This is a genomic window from Patiriisocius sp. Uisw_017 (assembly GCF_047731265.1).
Taxonomy (GTDB): domain Bacteria; phylum Bacteroidota; class Bacteroidia; order Flavobacteriales; family Flavobacteriaceae; genus Patiriisocius.
This window is the reverse complement of the sequence record NZ_CP159835.1, coordinates 1,515,266-1,538,558: the sequence shown is the minus strand read 5'-3', so window position 1 is coordinate 1,538,558 and position 23,293 is coordinate 1,515,266. Positions and strand designations below refer to the sequence as shown.

At 38.1% G+C, this 23,293-nt stretch carries 17 protein-coding genes; 15 read left to right on the top strand and 2 right to left on the bottom strand.

Annotation, left to right across the window (positions count from 1 at the left end):
• Positions 1 to 118: 118 nt before the first annotated feature.
• The gene (locus ABXT67_RS06930) at positions 119 to 985 is read left to right on the top strand and encodes a cyanophycinase (RefSeq protein WP_415376542.1); all 867 of its coding nucleotides are present in this window, start codon (positions 119 to 121) and stop codon (positions 983 to 985) included.
• A 138-nt stretch (positions 986 to 1,123) separates the two neighbouring features.
• Here ABXT67_RS06930 and ABXT67_RS06925 read toward each other — a convergent pair whose 3' ends face one another.
• A complete protein-coding gene (locus ABXT67_RS06925) occupies positions 1,124 to 2,071 on the bottom strand; it encodes an isoaspartyl peptidase/L-asparaginase family protein (protein WP_415376541.1) in 948 nt (315 codons plus the stop codon).
• A 416-nt stretch (positions 2,072 to 2,487) separates the two neighbouring features.
• On the opposite strand from ABXT67_RS06925, the gene ABXT67_RS06920 reads away from it, so the two are divergent.
• Positions 2,488 to 2,913 (top strand): hypothetical protein, encoded by a 426-nt coding sequence (locus ABXT67_RS06920; RefSeq protein ID WP_415376540.1) that lies wholly within the window; start codon positions 2,488 to 2,490, stop codon positions 2,911 to 2,913.
• A gap of 465 nt (positions 2,914 to 3,378) precedes the next feature.
• Complete coding sequence (locus tag ABXT67_RS06915) at positions 3,379 to 4,998, top strand: class I SAM-dependent methyltransferase (protein WP_415376539.1); 1,620 nt, start codon at positions 3,379 to 3,381, stop codon at positions 4,996 to 4,998.
• A 115-nt stretch (positions 4,999 to 5,113) separates the two neighbouring features.
• On the opposite strand, the gene ABXT67_RS06910 is transcribed toward ABXT67_RS06915, so the two are convergent.
• Positions 5,114 to 5,266, bottom strand: a complete 153-nt coding sequence (locus ABXT67_RS06910; RefSeq protein ID WP_415376538.1) for a hypothetical protein — start codon at positions 5,264 to 5,266, stop codon at positions 5,114 to 5,116.
• A gap of 941 nt (positions 5,267 to 6,207) precedes the next feature.
• Between ABXT67_RS06910 and ABXT67_RS06905 the strand changes: the two genes are divergently transcribed.
• The 12 genes from ABXT67_RS06905 to ABXT67_RS06850 all read left to right on the top strand — a co-directional run bounded on the left by ABXT67_RS06905 (position 6,208) and on the right by ABXT67_RS06850 (position 23,124).
• Positions 6,208 to 11,313: a T9SS type A sorting domain-containing protein gene (locus ABXT67_RS06905; RefSeq protein ID WP_415376537.1), complete on the top strand. Its 5,106-nt coding sequence runs from the start codon at positions 6,208 to 6,210 to the stop codon at positions 11,311 to 11,313.
• 71 nt (positions 11,314 to 11,384) lie between these two features.
• On the top strand, positions 11,385 to 11,693 hold the full coding sequence (locus ABXT67_RS06900) for a hypothetical protein (protein ID WP_415376536.1): 309 nt from the start codon (positions 11,385 to 11,387) through the stop codon (positions 11,691 to 11,693).
• On the top strand, positions 11,629 to 11,910 hold the full coding sequence (locus ABXT67_RS06895; protein WP_415376535.1) for a hypothetical protein: 282 nt from the start codon (positions 11,629 to 11,631) through the stop codon (positions 11,908 to 11,910). The genes ABXT67_RS06900 and ABXT67_RS06895 overlap by 65 nt, the downstream gene beginning before the upstream one ends.
• A gap of 23 nt (positions 11,911 to 11,933) precedes the next feature.
• Complete coding sequence (locus ABXT67_RS06890) at positions 11,934 to 12,566, top strand: hypothetical protein (protein WP_415376534.1); 633 nt, start codon at positions 11,934 to 11,936, stop codon at positions 12,564 to 12,566.
• The gene (locus tag ABXT67_RS06885; protein ID WP_415376533.1) at positions 12,511 to 12,777 is read left to right on the top strand and encodes a hypothetical protein; all 267 of its coding nucleotides are present in this window, start codon (positions 12,511 to 12,513) and stop codon (positions 12,775 to 12,777) included. The genes ABXT67_RS06890 and ABXT67_RS06885 overlap by 56 nt, the downstream gene beginning before the upstream one ends.
• 14 nt (positions 12,778 to 12,791) lie before the next feature.
• A complete protein-coding gene (locus ABXT67_RS06880) occupies positions 12,792 to 13,235 on the top strand; it encodes a hypothetical protein (RefSeq protein WP_415376532.1) in 444 nt (147 codons plus the stop codon).
• Positions 13,236 to 13,244: 9 nt separating this feature from the next.
• Complete coding sequence (locus ABXT67_RS06875) at positions 13,245 to 13,571, top strand: hypothetical protein (RefSeq protein ID WP_415376531.1); 327 nt, start codon at positions 13,245 to 13,247, stop codon at positions 13,569 to 13,571.
• Positions 13,564 to 13,668 (top strand): T9SS type A sorting domain-containing protein, encoded by a 105-nt coding sequence (locus tag ABXT67_RS06870; protein WP_415376530.1) that lies wholly within the window; start codon positions 13,564 to 13,566, stop codon positions 13,666 to 13,668. The genes ABXT67_RS06875 and ABXT67_RS06870 overlap by 8 nt, the downstream gene beginning before the upstream one ends.
• A 348-nt stretch (positions 13,669 to 14,016) precedes the next feature.
• Complete coding sequence (polA, locus tag ABXT67_RS06865) at positions 14,017 to 16,878, top strand: DNA polymerase I (protein ID WP_415376529.1); 2,862 nt, start codon at positions 14,017 to 14,019, stop codon at positions 16,876 to 16,878.
• Between the two features lie 138 nt (positions 16,879 to 17,016).
• Positions 17,017 to 18,111, top strand: coding sequence for a T9SS type A sorting domain-containing protein (locus ABXT67_RS06860; RefSeq protein WP_415376528.1), 1,095 nt, complete (start codon positions 17,017 to 17,019; stop codon positions 18,109 to 18,111).
• A 412-nt stretch (positions 18,112 to 18,523) separates the two neighbouring features.
• Positions 18,524 to 19,579, top strand: a complete 1,056-nt coding sequence (locus ABXT67_RS06855) for a hypothetical protein (protein ID WP_415376527.1) — start codon at positions 18,524 to 18,526, stop codon at positions 19,577 to 19,579.
• A gap of 92 nt (positions 19,580 to 19,671) precedes the next feature.
• Complete coding sequence (locus tag ABXT67_RS06850; protein WP_415376526.1) at positions 19,672 to 23,124, top strand: pyruvate carboxylase; 3,453 nt, start codon at positions 19,672 to 19,674, stop codon at positions 23,122 to 23,124.
• Positions 23,125 to 23,293 lie beyond the last annotated feature (169 nt).

Below are 23,293 nucleotides of genomic sequence, written 5' to 3'. Positions count from 1 at the left end.
TTAAGCATTACAAATTTTGGTTGCGTTTAGCGTTATTAAATAATTGAACAAAGGTTAAATATATCAATTTTCTCTTTGCAAAACTTGTATTTTTACAAACTATTAATAAAAGCATACGATGAACGCAAAAGGAATCTTAATACCTATTGGTGGAAATGAAGACAAGGGAGTTGAAGAAACGGAGATACACCATCTAGAATTTATTGAAGAAGGTATTTTATCTCGTGTAGTACGAGAATCGGGAGGTGTTAATGCTGAAATTTTAATAATACCAACCGCCTCTAGTATTCCGGAAGAAGTGGGTGAAAACTATTTGCAAGCTTTTGGCAAATTGGGATGCACAAATCTATTTGTTATGGATATTCGTGAGCGCGAAGATTCTGAAAGACAAGATTTTATCGATCGTATGAGAACTGCAAATTGCGTTATGTTCTCTGGCGGAAATCAATCTAATATTACCCATAATATTGGCGGCACACAATTGCACGAAATAATGCTCGATCGTTATCAAAAAGAGACGTTTGTAATCGCAGGAACAAGTGCTGGAGCAATGTGCATGAGTCGTGAGATGATTGCTGGCGGCAGCAGCCAAGAATCTTTCATAAAAGGTGCAGTCAAAATGACTAAAGGAATGAGCTTTATTCCAGATTTAATTATTGACAGCCATTTTATTCGTAGAGGACGTTTTGGCCGCATGGCTGAAGCAGTAGCTAAGTTTCCAAAGTTAATTGGCGTTGGACTTGCTGAAGACACTGGTGTTATTATCAAAAACGGAAAGTTTGAAGTTTTAGGCTCAGGAATGGTTATCCTTTTTAATGCTAAAAGAGCAAGACATAATAATCATGCTCTTTTAGAAGAAGGTACTTCTATGTCATTAGTTAATTTAAAAACACACATTTTAGCTAGTGGTGATCGTTTTAATATTAAGAAGAAAAAAGTAAGGGTAAGTCCTTTGGCGTTGCCAGTTACTTCTGAGCAATTTTAACTCAGCAACCCTCAATTGTTCTATTCCATTTAACATCGTTAGCGGTACCGTTTTAATTAACATCATTCAAATTACTCTAGAAATCTTTGGTTCCTGAGTAATTCAATAAAAATGAGCATCCTTTGCTGCTCATTTTTATTAAATAGTATCAAAGGACTCTTTATAAATAGAAACCACAGTCTCTCCGCTAGATTTTTTAAAAGCGCGATACATCCCTTCTGTATTAAACGGCATTGTGATATTTCCTTTTGTATCTACAGCTATTAATCCTCCATCTCCCCCTATTTTTAAGATTCGGTTTTGAATCACTTCTTTGGCAGCTTCTTCTAAAGAAAGTCCTTTATATTCAATCAAGCAGCTTACATCATAAGCGACAACACCCCGAATAAAAAACTCCCCGCTTCCTGTGCAACTTACCGCGCAGGTTTTGTTATTTGCATACGTTCCAGCACCTATCATTGGGCTGTCTCCTACTCTACCCCATTTTTTATTGGTCATACCACCTGTTGATGTTGCTGCCGCTATATTTCCGTGACTGTCTAAGGCGACCGCACCAACAGTACCAAACTTTCCCTCCTTTTTTACCGAATGATCTAACTGAAACGTATCACTATCTTTTATAGTTTGCCATTGCTGATAACGCACCTCATCATAAAAATAATCTGCGTGCTCAAGCTTGTATCCTTGTTTTTCTGCAAACTGTAATGCACCACCTCCCGCTAAAAAAACATGATCGCTTTTTTCCATTACGTCACGTGACAAGGATATTGGATTTTTAATACCTGTAATTAATGAAACACTACCAGCTTGTAACGTTTTTCCGTCCATAATCGCTGCGTCCATTTCGTGAGTTCCAGTATGGGTAAAAACAGCCCCTTTTCCCGCATTAAATAATGGCGAATTTTCTAACATTTTTACAGCAACCTCAACTGCATCGAGTGAAGTTCCTTTTTCTTCTAATACCCTAGACCCGGCGTCGAGTGCCGTTTGTAATGCGTTTTTATAATCCGTTTCTAAAGCTTGCGTCATTAAACCTTTTACTAATGTTCCTGCTCCCCCATGAATGGCAATTGCATATTTATTCATATATTATTCTGATTTTGATTCCAAAAATACATTTTGATTTTGAATGCATTACTTTTAAAGTAAAACTTTTATAAATTAGGGACTCATTTACTTTTTTTAAAAGGCAGTATCTTTTATTCCTCAAAAAAACTAGCTATTGAAATAAATCTTATTGATTTTATTTCCGTTTATTTTATCATTAACAAGGATACTTCTAATTGTATTTTCAAGACATTCAAAAGGCAAAGATAACCCACAAGAAGGAGGTTCAAGACTATATTGATAATGCTTAAGAATATACATTGTGCGAAAATGAGAGTACACTTGTTTATATGAAAAAGCATTAAACCATTCTAGGAATCAAGTCATAACCTTGTGGAATTATAGATGATAAATTTACAGGACGAAACTTCTCTATTGGAAAAAACACAGCAGCATTGGGAAAAGTTGAAATTGAATCTACAGATAAATTAAGAACACTCCAATTGGCAAATAGAAGCGCTATAGCCAGTATAAAAAATGGAATATATAATTTGATCGCTACAACAAACGCCAATGGAACTTCCACAGGACTATCAAATGTAATTACCGGTTCAGCCTTTTTCAAATATGGGGTAGTGAATTTTATTGGAACCAATTCAGCAACAACCATTAATGAGGTAGGCTCAGAAAATCATATAACTCCTACTGGCACAGTACAACTTTGGGTACACAATAATTTTTATCAACCAACCACTGCCAACAATGGTAATTTTATTGGACTTGCTAATGCCTTTAACTCCAAGCAACTTGGACGAGTAACGGGATGTAATTCAGGTACAAATGTGTTAATTTATGGTGTAAATAATAATATTAGAGGTTGAGTAAGCACAATTGTTATTGATACGAATACAAATATCACAACAAACAAATTTATTGCTCGGCAAACGAGCATTTATTGAATCTGCACATAAATTACTATGGACGCCGCGATAGGCCATGGCACTTTTGATGTGCGTATCCTTGTGAACGGGGCACAACAAAGACAAACAGAATATAACCATACAATTAACGCACAACAGGTTAGACAGATTTTAATTGTCATTACTCTGAATATGGTTGATGCCATACGGAAGCGCAAGGCTCCTTAACAGGTAAAGAAAGCACCTGTTCTGATTATTAAAAAAAAACATAAAAACTAAAATTCAACATTCTAGTTTCAATATCTATGCTTTAAAAGAATAAAAGGCACTGAAAAGATGCGTCTCCTTTCGTATTCATTTTTAATTATAAAGTGTTCAAAATACGAAACAACCAAAATATTTATTACCTTATACCCTTTATCTACTATGTTATCAACCTCAGAAAAAAACCAGTACCGCAGTGAGTTATTTAGACACCTAGATGGCATTGGTATTGCCCCCGTTGCATTCGCTTTAAAAGAAAAAGGAATTCTTGGTTTTATTTTAAAAGAACACCCTGTTTCATTGGCACAAATTTGTACTGCTTTCAATGCAAACGAAGGATATCTTAACGTGGGTTTACGTTTGCTTGCTTCTCAAGGGTGGTTGGAACATGCTGTTGATAATAAAGAAGATAGCGTTACCATTTCAACAAATACTAATAGTGATATAGTTTTTAGATTGATCGAGAGGTATAAAGACATCTCGGCATTGCTAAAAATTTCTGAAGAATTTCACCCTCGCCATTTTGAAGCAGGACAATTTTCTGCTATTAATAAAATTTTTAACAAGTATAAAAATGGTGATTTCAACGTTGTTTCTGAAGATGAAAAAGAACAAGAACTTGAAGCACAAATCAAAGCACATATTGAAGGAGCCTTAGTTGGCCCCATTACTGTTTTTCTAGGGATGGACGGTATGTTTCATAAATACTTTATGGAAGCCTCCTTTAGTGCAGATGAGTTTCATGAAGACCCCATTAATTTCAGTAAAATATTAGATTTTTTAACCTTTTTAGGCTGGTTTGATAAAACAGGGGATAACTATCATTTTACAGATAAAGGATTGTTTTTTGCTAGAAGATCTTCAGCATACGGAGTAACAGTTTCATACATTCCAACCTTTAGAAGAGTGGATGAATTAATGTTTGGCAACGCATTAATTTTTAAAAGCTCCATCCCTAATGCGCACGAAACGCATGTAGACCGAGAAATGAATGTATGGGGAAGTGGGGGCGCACACGCTGCTTACTTTAAAAAAATTGATCAAATTATTATTTCGCTTTTCAATAAACCCATAGAAGAACAACCTAAAGGAATATTGGACATGGGCTGTGGTAACGGCGCGTTCCTTATTCATTTATTTGAGGTCATTGAGCAACGCACTAAACGTGGTGAAATGCTTGAAGAATACCCTTTATTTTTAGTAGGCGTAGACTATAATAAAGCTGCTTTAAAAGTGACACGTGCCAACTTGATAAAGGCAGATATTTGGGCAAAAGTAATTTGGGGAGATATTGCAAACCCAAAACAATTAGAAATTGATATACGAGAAAACTATAGCATCAAACTCTCTGATCTTTTGAATGTGCGCACCTTTTTAGACCATAATAGGCCCTGGAGTACTCCCATAATAGCAGCTGCTAATAAAGAGAGTGTTTCTACTGGAGCTTTTGCTACCTGCGGCAAACGTATATCTAATAGGGAAGTAGAACAAAATCTAAGGGAACATCTAGAAGGATGGAAACCCTACATTGGTTCGTTTGGATTGTTATTAATAGAGTTACATACCTTAGATCCAAAAATTACTCAGGATAATCTTGGTAAAACAGCTGCTACAGCTTATGATGCAACGCACGGATTTAGTGATCAATATATTTTAGAACTCGATGTATTTCGCACCGTAATTGAAGATATTGGACTGCATTCAGACCCAAAACATTTTTCGAAATTTCCAAATAATGAACTTGCCACTGTTAGTATTAACTATATAATTGAACCCAATTAAAAGAGGCTGTTTCGTTTTGTTTCGCGTTAAATAAAAAAGCGAATACCCAACAAAATCAATTTTGTCCCAAAAATATAACTGGCACAGTAACTGATTTAGAAAAATAGCCATAAACTTAGAAGCAAATAACACCAAGAGACTGGAGATATCCTTCTAACAGTTTTATGGTAGCAGGTAAATATTTACGAAGGTCTTTTTGAAAATTAACGGTTAATTCGCATACATCAGATTGGTCGCCTCCAAAAAATATTTCACTAATAACAGCCATTTTACTAAAATTTATTTCTAAGGTTTTAGGGAATAATAATAATATTGCAGAAGACTGTATATCTAGGTTATAAAAAAAACAGTACTTCTCTTTTCATATTAATAGCTACCGTTGTGTTTGCCCAAGAAAATACTAAAATTGATAGTTTAAAAACAATTATTAAAGCTGCCCACAGCCATTCACTAAAAATGGATGCCTACAATAGATTAAGGTGAGTTATCTATTATTCTGATGTGGCCTCATCTAAAATGTACCCTCAAAAGTATTTAACATACGCACAAAAATTTAAAGACTCCCATAATATTATTCTAGCACGTTTTCTCTAAGAAATGCCTAAATATTGAACGGAGATTATGACGGTGCTGTTAAAGACCATCTAACTGTTGCAAGTTATTACTAGCATAAAAACATAGCGCATGGCTCACATCTGTTCTCAACTCATTAGTGACGATACCTGAAAAGATTGAGCAAGATTCGCTCTCATTGAAATAATGCTTACAAGTCAGAAAATTGGATAAATCTTTAAAAGATTTAAGAAGAAGCAAGATTACTTGAGTAAACATAGGAAATATTTGCAACAGACAAAAAAAGCTTCACCATGCCAAAACCTATCTTGAAGATGCCATTTAAAGACCTTATTATTAAATAAGTGCAAATAATTCTTAGTTACCGCAGAGAAAAAAATAGTAAATGTATGCGCTAAGAAAAGCAATATTAATGATGGACTAAAATCGTATAATAAGATCTTGCTAAAAATTGATACGGTATCCGATAGTTATTATTATTCCATCTCATTACGCAGTAAAAATAACCTACACAGAATAGATAAATATGACCTTTCACCTAAAAAAAAGGACGTTGCACTAAAAAAAAATATAAAACAAAAAATAATTATTAAATCACAAATTGTATTTATATATTTATCAAAAAAATAAATATAAATGATGAAAAAACTACTTTTTATTGCATTGCTGCTTTCAGTTACTGTCAATGCGCAGTCCATTGTAAAATCTAGTATCGATAGCGGTGGGACTTCTGTTAGTGATGCAAACAATCAAGTGCTTTATACCATTGGCGAGGTCATGGTGCAGGAACTCAACGCAGGAATGATTCAAGTTAGCGAAGGATTTATAAATCCAATCATTGTTACGTTCAGCCCTTTGGGTGACCTATGTTTTACTAATTTAGTAAAATCGGGCCTTGGCGGAGGATCTCCAACAGGAGGTATTTATTCTGGACCTGGGGTTTCCGATGATGGAAACGGAATGACCTATAGTTTTGATCCTGCAGCTGCAGGCCCTGGTATTCATACAATAACCTATCATTATGCAGCAGAAGCTGCAGCTAGTGGTACTGTTGAAGTTTTTGCACTTCCAACAGTAACCTTCACAGCACCAACTGATCTTTGTTTAGGCGCAGGGAATCAAACTGGACTTGGTGGAGGACTTCCAACAGGAGGCGTTTATAGTGGACTTGGCGTTACCGATGATGGCGATGGAATGACCTATAGTTTTGACCCTGCAGCAGCAGGCGCTGGTACTCATACAATAACATATACTTTTGAGGATGGCAATGAATGCTCAGGTTCAGCACCAGACGATGTAGAAGTATTTACTACACCATTAGTAGCTTTTACGGCTCCGGTAGATGTATGTGTTGACGCAGGGGTTCAGACAGGCTTAGGCGGAGGACTCGATTCTGGCGGTGTTTATTCTGGACCCGGTGTTACCGATGATGGCAATGGAATGACCTATAGTTTTGATCCTGTAGCAGCTGGCGTTGGAATACACTCCATAACCTATACCTTGAATGATTCAGGATGCATAGGCACTGCAATGGATACTATAGAAGTATTTGATCTTCCAGTAGTAGCGTTTACCGCACCAGCAGATATCTGTATCGATGCAGGAGTGCAAGCTGGTCTTGGGGGAGGAACTCCAACAGGAGGCCTTTATTCTGGAACAGGCGTTACCGATGATGCAAACGGAATGACCTATAGCTTTGACCCAACAGCAGCAGGCATTGGGCCAAATACCATTAGCTACACTTTTACAAATGGAAATGGATGTACAAATTCAGCTTCTGATGATGTGGAAGTACTTGCCTTACCAATAGTAACCTTTACAGCCCCTGCAGATCTTTGTGTTAATGCTGGCGTACAGGCTGGCCTTAGTGGCGGCTTAACAATAGGAGGCATCTACTCAGGACCCGGTGTTATTGATGGAATGTTTGGAATGACCTATAGTTTTGATCCAGCAGCTGCAGGTGTTGGTACTCATACAATAACATATACTTTTACGGATGGCAATGGATGTTCAAGTTCAGCATCAGATAACGTTGACGTTTTTGCAATACCTATTGTAACATATACAGCACCGGCAGATTTATGTATCGATGCAGGTGTGCAAACCAGTCTTGGTGGTGCTACGCCAGCAGGAGGTATTTATTCTGGATCTGGCGTTACCGATGATGGTAACGGAATGACCTATAGCTTTGATCCAGCTACTGCAGGTGTTGGAATACATATAATGACATATACTTTTACGGATGGTAATGGATGTTCAGGTTCTGCAACCGATAATGTAGAAGTCTTTGCACTTCCAACAGTTACATATACAGCTCCGGCAGATCTTTGTGTTGATGCAGGAGTGCAAGCTGGTCTTGGTGGCGCTACGCCAGCAGGCGGAGTTTATTCTGGAACTGGCGTTACCGATGATGCAAACGGAATGACCTATAGCTTTGACCCTGCAGCAGCTGGAGTAGGAACACATACCATAACCTATGATTATACAGATGCAAATAGTTGTTCAGGTTCTGCAACCGATAATGTAGCAGTCTTTGCACTTCCAACAGTAGTATTTACGGCTCCGGCCGATCTATGTATCACTGCAGGCGTACAAGCTGGTTTAAGTGGTGGCTCTCCAACAGGAGGTGTCTACTCTGGTGCAGGTGTTACCGATAATGGCAATGGAATGACCTATAGTTTTGACCCTGCAGCAGCAGGCGCTAGTACTCATACAATAACATATACTTTTGCGGATGGCAATGGATGTTCAAGTTCAGCATCAGACGATGTAGAAGTATTTACTACACCAGTAGTAGCTTTTACGGCTCCGGCAGATGTATGTGTTGACGCAGGAGTTCAGACAGGCTTAGGCGGAGGACTCGCTTCTGGCGGTGTTTATTCTGGACCCGGTGTTACCGATGATGGCAATGGAATGACCTATAATTTTGATCCTGTAGCAGCTGGCGTTGGAATACACTCCATAACCTATACCTTGAATGATTCAGGATGCATAGGCACTGCAATGGATACTATAGAAGTATTTGATCTTCCAGTAGTAGCGTTTACCGCACCAGCAGATATCTGTATCACTGAAGGTGTACAAGCTGGTCTTGGGGGAGGAACTCCAACAGGCGGAGTATATTCTGGAACAGGCGTTACCGATGATGCAAACGGAATGACCTATAGCTTTGACCCAACAGCAGCAGGCATTGGGCCAAATACCATTAGCTACACTTTTACAAATGGAAATGGATGTACAAATTCAGCTTCTGATGATGTGGAAGTACTTGCCTTACCAATAGTAACCTTTACAGCCCCTGCAGATCTTTGTGTTAATGCAGGTGTTCAAACTGGTTTAAGTGGTGGCTCTCCAACAGGAGGTGTGTACTCAGGAACAGGTGTTACCGATGGCGGTGATGGAATGACCTATAGTTTTGATCCTGCAGTTACAGGAGTAGGAACTCAAAGTATAAGCTATACCGCGGGAGCTGTAGGCTGCACAAATACAGCAGCTGATACGGTTCAAGTATTTGGTTCTTCAATAGTAACTTTTAACGCACCGGCAGATCTATGCATCGATGCAGGTGTTCAAACGGGTCTTGGTGGTGCTTTGCCAACAGGAGGAACGTATTATGGACCTGGTGTTAGCGATGATGGCAATGGGATGACCTATAGTTTTGACCCAGCAGTAGCTGGTGCAGGAGTACAAACATTGGTATACCTTGTTGGAAACATAGGTTGTTTAAGTACAGGAAATGATACGGTGGAGGTCTTTGATGCACCAACGGTCACCTTTGTAGTGCCTACTCCAAATATTTGTGTGCTCGATGTGGTTGTAACTGGCCTAGGCGGTGGAACTCCAACGGGTGGTATCTATTCTGGAATAGGTGTTAGTGATGATGGCAATGGGATGACCTTTAGCTTTGATCCAACAGCCTCTGCCCCAGTGGGAGGAAACATTCCCGTGACCTATACCTATGCCGATACGAATGGCTGTTCTAATGACACCACCGAAAACATCTTTGTTAATGATGCTATGAATTGTGATGCTTGTCAAGCCACAGCTACCTTTGGTGCTATGGGTTGGGGTGCAGTGATGCCCAGTATTGACAACCTAGTACTCATCGAAGCAGATTATGATACGGCGCTCTTAGGTTCTTTTGAAGCCTGTAAGTTGATCGTAAATCCAGGAGCAACCCTTCGTGTTAATGCGGGGGATTATATCTTGGTAAATACAGATATTACCGTATCTGTGACGGGAAGTTTACTAGTAGAACACACCGGAAGTGTGGTACAAGTAGAAGACAGTGCGATGGTTACCAACGATGGTACCATCAACGTCAATGTGACCACCCCAGAGGTAGCTCCTAGAGACTTTATCCTCTCTGGTAGCCCAATGACTATGGAAATGCGCAATGGGGTTTATAACAACTCTTTTAGAGTCGTAAAACATTTAACGGCAGCGTTTAATCCAGACCCAGCTGTGGATGCTTTCTATATGCCTAACGTCGTGGCCAACTTTGTGGATGTTGATTTTAATGACTGGGTGTTCCATACAGGAATCATCAACCCTGGCGAAGGATATTTTGTATATCCACAAGCTAACTTAGCCGACGGAAATTCAACCTATGACTTAGTCTATGAGCAAGGAACCTTAAACAACGGAGTTATTACCTATGCAATGGAGTTTAACGGCGATGCGAATTCGAGTCCCTCTATGTTAGCCAACCCATATCCATCTGCTATTGATGCCTCCCTATTTTTAAATGCAAACCCTGAGATTGATGAAGTATATTTCTGGGAGCATATTACCGAGCCAGGGGCATTCCCAGGAGGAAATATAACTACTGAAAACTTCTCGATGGAAGACATCTCGATGTACAACCTCTCTGGAGGTATTGGAGCAGGAACACCCGCAACCAATGGGAGTACAACTCCCAATGGTATGATCGCTACCTCGCAAGGTTTTGGTGTAAAAGCGAATGCAATGGGAACCGCTATCTTTAACAATGCAATGCGGGTAACCACAGGGAACAACACCCTAAGGAATACTGTATCAGAGGGCAACAAAATCTGGTTACAGCTAGAAAATGCGCAATACAGTCTCAGCAGTGAAGTATTAATTGCCTTTATGCCAATGGCAACAGAAAGCTATGATTCAGGATATGATAGCCATCAGATTGGTAGCCTTGTATCGCTATACTCCCATTTACCAGACAATACGATGTCTTTAGGAATTCAAGGTAGAGAAGTCTTTAATAAGGAGATACAAATCCCAATGGGATATGCTTCTCAAATAGACGAGACTACCACCTTTAAAATTACCATTAAGCAACTAGAAGGAGTCGACATTGAAAACGCGACCGTATATCTAATAGATAAGGCTACAAGAACCATTACCAACCTTACTAAAGAAGGGGCCTATAAATTTAGAAGTCGAAAAGGAAACTTCCCAAATAGGTTTACACTTCAGTTTATGGCCTATGATAGATTTGGAAGAATACTAGGAGATGATGCTGCTGCTATTGCCGCCATTTCTGTAGTGCCTAATCCTACCGATGGACTCTTGTTTATCAACTCCCCTAATTCAATAATCAATACCATTACCCTTACAGATATGAGAGGAAGGCTCGTGCGAAACCTAAAGAATATTGACGGGTTGAACTCCACCATCGATATCTCGGTATTAGATAGTGCTGTGTATTTCTTAAAAATTGAAACCGAAAAAGGAACCTTGGTCAGAAAGGTTATGAAAGAATAGTTTCAAGCAAAATAATTTAAAGATTAAAAAGCCGCTTTCAGTATAAAAACTAAAAGCGGCTTTTTTTATTAATGGTGACAGTAGCAACTACTCCCGCGCAAATAGAAAATCTAGCACTCACCTATGCTAATGCACAAATTACCAATGACGTGACGGATTCTTTCTATGAGGTTGATGTTATTGCTACAAAAACTGCTACGTCACCTGATTTCGAACTAGGAACAGGACAGTTTTATGAAAAATACAATGATGCTGCTTTTGGCACTAGTATTGGTGATGCAACTGTTGATTTTGAATATCCAGAAGGATCGATTCTTGGAGAAAATACACCAGGGGGAATTTGGCAGTACTTTTTTCTTTTATGCACCTCCAATTATTAATAATAACACAAATGGAACGGTGTCGATTGCCTATGAGCAACAAGCTTCTGCAGGAGCTATGATTGATAATATAACTGCAGTTTCTGCGGTATTAGAACATTTAAAAACTCAAATGAGAGATCTTAATGCATCGCCAGACATTTGTTTCAATATTACAGGTAACACATTTGACGATCAATTTTCACCGCTTGCGGTCCTTTTGATACCGCAAATCTAGCAAATGGTTGTGGTTTTCTAGGTATGCAAATAATCAACTATGATGGATCTGATTATTCCGGTTCAGTTATCGTTGCGGGTCCTTATGCAGGTGGTGTTACTACTTGGATGGTTAATGCTATGACTATGCTCACTGATTGGGACAATGGTGTGCCAGACAATACAATGACAGCTATTATAGACGCTCCTTATAACTCATCAACAGCAAGTTTAGAGGTATCTACATTAACAATCACAGCAAATGGTGATGTTAACATAGCAGCAGGAGACTTTATTTCAACACAAAAGGATATTACAAACGATGGAAATTTAAGTGCAGTGCATACAGGTAGTATAGTGCAAATTCTTCCAAATGCAGTAACGGTTAATAACAACACAATAGATGTAAATGTTGCAACGCCCATGTTGGACCCACGAGATTTTATGCTTTTAGGGAGCCCTATGAGTATGGAAGTTAAGGAAGAGTTGTCAGGATTTAGAATATTACAACACGATACAAATCAGTTTGACATGTTTAATGATATGACTTTAGCTGATGCCACAAATTTTGTCCACGGAAATGGAAATGATTGGACCCCTAATATTGGGGTGCTTGCACCAAGTGAAGGATTTTATTACATTCCAAGGTACAAATCTTGCTACAGGAGGTTCTTTTGATTTAGTTTTTGATAATGGAACCCTTAACTCTGCTAGTATTCCGTATCCCACAATTTTTACCGGTGATATCAATGACAGTACTAACTTTTTATCAAATCCATATCCAAGTGCTATTGATACGGATATGTTACTAGGAGACAACGCTGCAATTAATGAGGTGTATTTTGGGAGCTCAACTCGGCACCATCACCAGCGTTCCCTAGTAGTTTAGGAGACAACTATAACATGGAAGATATTTCGGTTAGAAGTGTAGGTATGGAAATAATTTCTTCAACAGGAGGTGCAGAGCTAACACAATTTATGTCTACCCCACAAGGATTTGCAATCAAAGCAGTGTCAGGAGACCCTGTAATGTTCACAAATGCATTGTGCGTAACTGGAAATAACGCATCATTAAGAACACCAATGGTTGCAGAAAGACTGTGGCTCAACGTCACTAATGAGGAGTTCGCACTTGCCAGCAATGCAGGTGTATTTTTCTCAGACCTTGCTACAGATGGGTTTGAAGGACAGTCCGATAGTAAAGGTCTAGGAACAAACGTATCATTACACTCTCAAATAGAAGAATCTGACAATGGGTACACTACTCAAGGACGAGAGTCTTTTAATACTTCATTAGAACTTCCTATGGGATTCTCCTCGAGAGTCGCTCAAGAAAATGCTGTTTAAACTGTTAGTATGGTAAAAAGAGAAGGAATTGCTATTAAAGCAGCTACCGTATATTTGATAGACAAGGAATTAGGAACTATTACACACTTAACACTGGAAAAATATACATTTGTTAGTGGAGAAGGGAATTTCCCGAATAGATTTAAAGTTGTGTTTAGTGAAGAAGAAATATTAGGATTAAATGCAATTGCTTTAGATGTGATTACGATCCATCCTAACCCCGCTAGTAATTTCATCACTATAGATTCTCCAACTGCGCTTATTTCTGACGTTACACTTCGAGATATGCAAGGTAAAACCATTGCTTTTCAAAATAATTTAAATACGAATGGATAGCAACACTATAGAGATAAGTACCCTTCAAAGTGCTATTTATTTTGTTACTGTGAATATTTCAAAAGGATCCATTTCTAAGAGAGTAATTATAGAATAATGAATGCTGATTTAGCATTAGATATGCTATTTCTAAAAAGTTGTTTTATTTAACCTATTAATGTTTTTGACTTGATTGATGAAACAAGGAATAAAGTTAAAAAACAACAATAAACTTAAAAAATACGAATCCAACACAATTACATATTTACAAACCGAAGCACCAATTGCAAGCTAACAATTTTCAAGTTTTTCAAGAGCCGCACATTTTAAAATGTGCGGATCTTTTTGCTCTATTCTAAAAATATTGAGTACTCCCATCCATCTGTGAATATTTTTGTTACAAACTCCATCATTCTTTCTTCTTTCCTCTTTTATCTTTTTCTATTTTTGAGGAAATTGATAACCAATGTCAGAACCACAAAAAAGACTCTTTCTAGTTGATGCTTTTGCCTTAATATTTAGAGGATACTACGCACTCATCAAAAACCCGCGCATCAATAGCAAGGGCATGGACACCAGCGCAATTATGGGGTTTATGAACTCATTTTTAGATGTTATCAAACGCGAGCGTCCAGATCATCTTGCCGTTTGTTTTGATAAAGGAGGAAGTGCCGCCAGAAACGAAATGTTTAAAGACTATAAGGCAAACCGCGATGAAACTCCCAATGGCATTGTAATCGCCATTCCTTATATTCAAAATATATTAAAGGCCATGCATATTCCTATTATGGTTAAGGAGGGTTTTGAGGCTGATGACGTAATTGGAACACTTGCTAAAAAAGCCGAAAAAGAAGGCTATCAAACGTTTATGGTAACCCCAGATAAGGATTTTGCCCAACTGGTTTCTGAAAATATTTTTATGTATCGCCCTGTCTTTGGAGGTGGTTACGAAACGTGGGGCATCCCGCAAGTAAAGAAAAAATTTGAGGTAGAAAACCCACTCCAAGTAATAGATTATTTAGGAATGATGGGAGATGCTAGTGATAATATTCCAGGGCTCCCTGGGGTTGGAGACAAAACAGCGAAGAGATTTATCAAGCAATTTGGTTCCATGGAAGGCTTGTTGGAAAATACAGATCAGCTTAAAGGTAAAATGAAAGAAAAAGTGGAGGCAAACGCTGCGTTAGGAATACTATCTAAAAAACTCGCAACTATCATGCTCGATGTTCCTGTAGCATTTAACGAGAAAGATTTTGAAATGTCTGAACCTGATGTTTCTGCAGTTACTGAAATTTTTGAAGAACTAGAATTCCGTCGCTTGACAGATAATTTTGTAAAAGCTTTTTCAGTCGAAGGAATGGCTTCAAAAGGGACGTCGCACGAAGAAAAAACCACACCTTCTGAAACAAAGAAAACAACATCCTCTAAAATCGATGCTAATGCGGGACAAGGGCAATTTTCACTTTTTGGTGGAGATGGCGAGGCTACTTCCGAGTCTCAAGTATTCAGCAGTAGAAAAACCATTAAGGACACTGAGCATTTTTATCAAACTGTGCAATCAGGAATGGGTACGAGGTTGTTTATTCAGAATTTGATGAAACAAACCAGCGTTTGTTTTGATACAGAAACGACTGGTTTAAATCCATTAACAGCCGCGCTTGTTGGAATCGCTTTTTCTTGGGAAGCTGGTAAAGGTTTTTACCTCCCTGTGCCAGAAGACAAGGAGGACGCGCAAGAAATCATAGAACACCTAAGGCCCTTTTTTGAAGCTACTGACATTGAAAAAATTGGGCAGAATTTAAAATACGACATTAAAGTACTTAAGAAATACAACATTACCGTAAAAGGAAAATTGTTTGATACGATGTTAGCACATTACCTTATCAATCCAGATATGAAGCATAATATGGATGTCTTGGCAGAAACATACCTCAACTATACCCCTGTTTCAATTACAGAACTTATTGGTAAAAAAGGTAAGAATCAAAAGTCGATGCGGGATGTTTCTATTGAAGAACAAACCGAATATGCGGTGGAAGATGCAGATATTACGCTTCAGTTAAAAGAACATTTCAGTAAAGAATTAGGCGAAGCAAATATTCAAAAACTCTTCCATGAAATCGAATTGCCACTACTTCGTGTATTGGCAGATATGGAGCTAGAAGGGATTAACCTGGATGAAAATTTCCTAAAATCGCTCTCAGGAGATTTAGAAACAGATATAAAAAGTCTAGAAGAAAACATCTACATAGAAGCGGGTGAGGAGTTTAATATTGCATCTCCAAAACAATTGGGCGAAATTCTCTTCGGAAAGATGAACCTCGTAGACAAACCAAAGAAAACAAAGACAGGCCAATTCTCAACTGCTGAAGATGTCTTGAGCTACTTAGCCAAAGACCATAAAATTATTGCCGATGTGTTAGCATACCGAGGCCTAGCAAAATTAAAATCTACTTACGTTGATGCGCTTCCAGAACAAGTGGAACCATCCACACATCGTGTACATACCGATTATATGCAAACCGTGGCGGCAACGGGTCGCTTGAGCAGTAACAATCCTAATTTGCAAAATATTCCAATACGCACCGAACGTGGTCGCCAAGTTCGAAAGGCATTTGTTCCTAAAAATGATAATTATGTATTATTAGCCGCAGATTACTCACAAATAGAACTGCGAATCATCGCAGCTTTGAGCAAGGAAAATACGATGCTAGATGCTTTTAAGAATGGAGAAGACATTCACGCTTCTACAGCTGCTAAAGTTTTTAATGTACCACTAGAAGAAGTAACGCGCGAGCAACGTGGCAACGCAAAAACGGTAAACTTCGGGATTATTTATGGGGTTTCGGCCTTTGGACTTTCCAATCAAACTGATTTATCACGAGGCGAAGCCAAAGAACTTATAGATACCTATTACAAAACCTATCCAAAACTCAGAAATTACATGAGCGAACTCGTAGATTTTGCTCGTGACAATGGCTATGTAGAAACAGTTATGGGTCGCCGCAGATATCTAAATGGCATTAATGGCAGCAATGCAATAGTCCGTGGCGCAGCAGAGCGAAATGCCGTAAATGCTCCAATACAAGGAAGTGCAGCAGACATTATTAAAATTGCCATGATCAACATCCACAAAAAACTAGAGGAAGGAGATTATAAAACTAAAATGTTACTACAAGTGCATGATGAATTGGTTTTTGACGTCTATAAACCAGAACTAGCCGAAATGAAAACAATGATTAAACACGAGATGGAGAATGCCTATTTAATGGATGTTCCTTTGGATGTTGAGGTAGGTATTGGTAATAATTGGTTGGAGGCGCATTAAAATTAGTAGGCGGTAGCGGTATTCAGTTCAACGTTTTTCTTAGGCGCAGAGTCAGTTTTAAAACCTCAAAGACCTTTGAAATATTGATTTTGATAAGAATCTTAAAAAGTTTAATTTAAAGGAGTCAAAATAAAAAACATGAAAAAGACATACGCATTAGCACTGCTTTTTTTAGCAACTTCAATTGTACCAACCGCCTCTTTTGCGCAATGCGATGATGTTACAATCGCGAGTTTAACAAATCCAGGTCCTTTTGAGATAGCAACACTTACCGAGGCCGACGGCCTTAGAAATGGTTCAGATTATTTAGGTGCCACGGTATATTACCCTACCAATGCAACACCCCCTTTTGCTAGTATCGCCATTGTACCAGGATTTAATTCGTTTCCTGAAAGTGTGGAAGACTGGGGACCTTTTTATGCCTCTCACGGTATCGTTACAATCATAATAGGCACCAATTCAATTTTTGAATTTCCAGAGGATAGAGCGATTGGGTTATTAGACGCTTTAGAAACAATGAGACAAGAAAACACTCGTACTGGATCTCCTTTAGAAAACAATCTTGATGTTGATAAATTTGCAGTGAGCGGATGGTCTATGGGAGGCGGCGGCGCGCAACGCGCTGCTGTATTAGACAACACTATTAAAGGCGTTGTGGCACTATGCCCGTGGTTGCCTAATCCAGACTTAAATCACAATAGCCCAGTAGTTATCTTTAGCGGTGAAAACGATGGGGTGGCCCCTCCAGACATTCACGCAAACGTGCATTACAACGATACCCCAGAGAGCACTAATAAATTACTTTTTGAAATTGATAATGGGGATCACTCCGTAGCAAATACACCCAATGGTGGTAATGGGGCCATAGGCAGAATAGCACTTTCTTGGCTCAAATTATATGTGGAAGAAAACGACTGTTATTGTCCCTTGTTAACAGACGATCTTTTGGCAGATGCAACTGTAGCATCAGATATTCAATCTAGTTTTGAATGTGAATTACTAGGCGTGGCAGAACAAACAACACCTATCAATATATTTCCTAACCCAACAGATGGATTGTTATCTATAAATACACAACAACAAACCCCATTTTATGTGTTTTCTCCTGTTGGACAATTGTTGCTTGAGGGACAACTTCAAGGAAATGAAAAGCAAATTGATCTGTCTAGTCTTAATGCTGGGGTGTATTACTTGCGTATTGGTCAAGAAACTATTAAAGTAGTGAAGAAGTAATTCTTTTTGAATACAAAACACAAATAACAACATTCAAATCACAAATACTCAAATTCCAAATTGTGGAACGATAATCGTTACCTGTTAGAAGCTGGTGGCTCTCTGGCCTATAATAGGTAATTTTTTTACCTTCAATAGCGAAATGAGTAAAAGTTAGGGGACAACCGTTTCTTTTAGATCTCGAAGTTATGGGTGTAGCAATCATTGTAGGACTAAAGATGACAATAACGATTGGTCTATCTGCGTGTTGCTCGAATTTTTCCTAGTCTTATGCCGCATCGCTTAAACCAAATTAATTCCTAAAACATCAAGCGAAGTGTCGGGATTTAGAATTTAACATGATACTACATCTTCCATAGAAATTCCTATCTTTAAAAAATGAACATATCTTAATTTTCTAGAAGCTTTATCGATGCAGAAACTAATCTCAAAAAAAAAACCTACCTATCCGATTACAAATTCGCTTTCAGAATATTTGACAAAGTATGCACGTACTATTAAAATCCCCATTTTTTATGATGATTTACTGCGCTATCAAGGATCTGTAACGGTTTATGATAAACACGGCAATGACTCCTTATGGATTCAAGTATATTATTCTGAATATGAGCGAAAAGAAATAGAACTAAGTCTAAAACAAATGTATTCAATCCTTCATAGTGATGGGTCTGATACTTTGTTGCCCTATTTAAATATAGATAGCATTGATTATTGCACCTTTGGAAACAGTAAGCCCTTTAGGATCAAGGTTCGAAATGTTTTAAACGACAACTACATCTTTCTTTACATTAAAAAGGCAGATGCTAGTAGAATTTATGGATTGGAATTAGAGCATTTATTATCACCCAATCACATTAATTTTTTAGTCTATGGTAACACTTTGATTGAAGAACATATTTCAGGAATTCCAGGAGACGATTTTATAACACATCAACTAGAAAAATGTTCTGAACAAGACAAAAGAGAAATTGCCAAAGAATTTGTAAAATTTAACGAACGGTGTTTCGTTCGTCTTCTTGGAGATATGCGCTCCTATAACTATGTAATGGTTTTAACCAACGATTTTGACAGAATCCAATATAGAATTCGTGCCATTGATTTTGACCAGCAAAGCTATGAAGGCAATGTAAAAGTATATAGACCACAGTTCTTAAAAGAAAACAATGAACTCGTTGAATTGGTATCATCAGTTCTCAAACAACCCTCTGTTGAGCAATATAAAAGAGAAGAACGTTCCTTACTTGCAAAAAGAGCTACTAGTGAGAACAGCCGACTCAAAAAACTTATGCTGTGTATGCGAGAAGACGAAATCTCTCAACCCGCTAAAATTTCAGAATTAAAAAAAGGACTCTTTGAATTAACAGGAGATATTGAGTTTAAAAAATCCAAAAACATGGGGGAAATCCTAGGTGCAGCACTTGACTTTATTATTCGGAATTATAAAAATGAAAACCCTTTTTTGAGGTAGTATATTTTCAAAAAAACCAAACTAATTTATACTATGCACGCATAGTAAATAGTATCTTCGTAACAAGCATCTATTTTAAACAACTCGACACCATGAATATTAAAAAAGTTTTAGTCGCTAACCGAAGTGAAATCGCAATACGTGTCTTACGAGCGTGTGCAGAAATTAATCTTAAAACAGTTGCTATTTTTACCTACGAAGATCGATATTCTCAACATCGTTTAAAAGCAGATGAGTCCTATCAAATTGGAGCCGATAATGAACCTTTAAAACCGTATCTCGACATTCAAGCTATTGTAAAATTAGCCAAAGAAAAAAATGTAGATGCCATACATCCAGGCTACGGTTTCTTATCAGAGAACTCAGATTTTGCTAGGGCTTGTAAGGAAAACGGTATTGTCTTCATTGGTCCAGATCCAGAAGTAATGGATGCTTTGGGAGATAAAATAATGGCAAAAAAGATTGCTGAAAAATGTAACGTTCCAACGATAAAAAGTAATACGAATGACCTAACATCACTTAAAATTGCACTTTCAGAAGCTACTGAAATTGGGTACCCTGTAATGCTTAAAGCAGCTTCAGGTGGCGGTGGGCGTGGAATGCGAGTAATTAATAAGCCAGATGATTTAGAAAAAAACTTTGATTCAGCTAAAAATGAGGCTTTTAATTCTTTTGGGGACGATACCATGTTTTTGGAAAAATATGTCGAAAACCCCAAGCACATAGAAATACAAATCGTTGCAGATAATCACGGGAACATTCGCCATCTTTTTGAACGCGATTGCTCTGTACAACGTCGCCATCAAAAAGTGGTCGAGGTAGCCCCTTCTCATAATGTCTCTCAAACTGTAAAAAATGCACTCTATAAATACGCAATAGCAATTGCCGAAGAAGTAAACTATAATAATGTAGGTACGGTAGAATTTCTCGTAGATCAAGACGACACTATTTATTTTATTGAAGTAAATCCAAGAATACAAGTTGAACATACAGTAACTGAAATGGTTACTGGTATTGATCTTATCAAAACTCAAATTTTTGTTGCTGGCGGGTATAGATTAGACAGTCAACAGATTAAAATTTATGCCCAAGACACTTTGGCTACTTATGGATTCGCACTACAATGTAGATTAACTACTGAAGATCCCTCAAACGACTTCACACCAGATTACGGAACGATCACAACGTATAGAAGCGCCTCTGGTATGGGGATTCGTCTGGACGCCGGAAGCATATACCAGTCTTATAAAGTGAGTCCATTTTTTGATTCCATGTTAGTGAAAGTTTCAGCACAAGGACGAACACTCGATGGAGCGGTTCGTAAAATGAGTCGCGCTCTAAAAGAATTTAGAATTCGAGGCGTAAAGACCAACATTCATTTTCTGCAGAATGTAATTTTACATGATGATTTCAGAAACGGAAAAGCTTCCGTAAATTTTATTAAAAATAACCCGTCTTTATTTAAAATTAAGATTCCGCAGGATAGAACTACTAAGATCACCAATTATTTAGGCGAAGTGATTGTTAATGGAAATCCAGATGTAAAAATAATCAACCCAAATGCAGTCTTTAGAATCCCCAAAGTTCCCGCTTTTGACCCTAATGCTTCCTTCCCAAAAGGAACCAAGGACTTGTTGACAGAATTAGGCCCAGAAGGGTTTAGTAAATGGTTGAAAGCAGAAAAGAAAATTCATTATACAGATACAACCATTCGAGATGCACACCAATCATTGCTTGCAACCAGAATGCGCTCAAAAGATATGATTGAAGTAGCCGAAAGTTATGCTAAAAATCACCCTAATATCTTCAGTATTGAAATGTGGGGAGGTGCCACTTTTGACGTGTGTATGCGTTTTTTAAATGAAAGCCCTTGGACACGATTGCGTGAGCTTAGAAAATTAATGCCTAACGTTCTTTTCCAAATGCTCTTGAGGGGATCTAATGGCGTAGGCTACAAAGCATATCCAGACAATTTGATTGAAAAATTTGTCGAGAAATCTTGGGAAAACGGGGTAGATGTATTCAGAATATTTGATTCGTTAAACTGGGTTAAAGCAATTGCCCCAAGTATTGAGTTTGTTCGTAATAAAACAGGTGGCTTAGCAGAAGCTGCTATAAGCTACACAGGAGATATCCTAGATAAAAACAACACAAAATACAACCTTAAATATTACACACAACTTGCAAAAGACCTTGAAAATGCAGGCGCACACATCATCGCTATTAAAGATATGGCTGGTTTATTAACTCCTTATGCGGCGACTGAATTAGTTTTGGCATTAAAGGATACTGTTGACTTGCCTTTGCATTTGCACACGCACGACACTTCCTCTATCCAATCTGCAACCTATTTAAAAGCCATAGAAGCGGGAGTGGATGTGGTAGATGTTGCCTTGGCTGGATTAAGTGGATTGACGTCACAACCCAATTTTAACAGTGTGGTTGAGATGATGAAACATCACGAACGTGCAAACCCAATAGATTTACCATCCTTAAACTCGTACTCAAATTACTGGGAAGACGTTCGCGAATACTACTACCCTTTTGAATGTGGTTTAAAAGCCGGAACTGCTGAAGTATATGTGCACGAAATTCCAGGCGGTCAGTATTCTAATTTAAGACCACAGGCAACTGCTTTAGGTTTGGGAGAACGTTTTGGCGAAGTTAAAAAGATGTATGGTGAGGTAAATAAACTCTTCGGAAACCTCGTAAAGGTTACTCCTAGCTCGAAAGTTGTGGGGGATATGGCCATTTATATGGTGACCAATAATTTAAGCCCCGCAGATATTTTTGAACGAGGAAGGTCTATGTCGTTTCCAGAATCTGTTGTAAAGTTTTTTAAAGGAGATCTAGGGCAACCACAAGGAGGATTTCCAAAAGAGTTGCAATCCATTATATTGAAAAATGAAATCCCATATACTGACAGACCAAATGCACATTTAGCCCCCATTGATTTTACAAAAGAATACGCAGCGTTTGAGAAAAAATTCCAAAAAGACTTTAGCAGACCCATTGAGTTTGAAGATTTCTTGAGTTATAGCTTATATCCGCGTGTTTTTGAAGATGCACATACCAACTATAAGAAATACGGCAATGTTGCTATCCTTCCAACAAAGAATTATTTCTATGGAATGGATCAGCGTGAAGAAATTATGATTGAACTAGAACCTGGAAAAACTATTATTGTAAAATTACTCTCGGTAACACCTCCTAATGAAGAAGGGAAGCGCATAGTTTTCTTTAAAGTAAACGGAGAAAACAGATTGGTTGAAATCACAGATACGTCCCTTAATATTTCAATACATCAAAATATCAAAGCAGAGGAAACAGACCAAAATCAATACGGCGCGCCGTTGCAAGGAATGTTATATAAAGTATTGGTAAAGTCTGGTCAAAAAGTAAAAGAGAACGATCACCTTTTCATTATCGAAGCAATGAAGATGGAAACCACAGTAACAGCATTAAAAGACGGGACTGTTTCAGGTATCGAATTAAAAGAAGGGGTAATGGTAATGTCTGGGGATTTAGTTTTGACAACAGAATAACCTCCTCGCAACTGAAAGGTAATAATCCTGCGATTTCTCACGTTCATCTTCGATTACGATTTGAAAAGGTTCCCTTCCCTATTTCGGGTGGCAGTCTTAAGGTTTCATTACAATTCGTTTATTGAAACCCACCTTCCCCTGAAGCGTGGGTGCATTATTAGAAATTTCA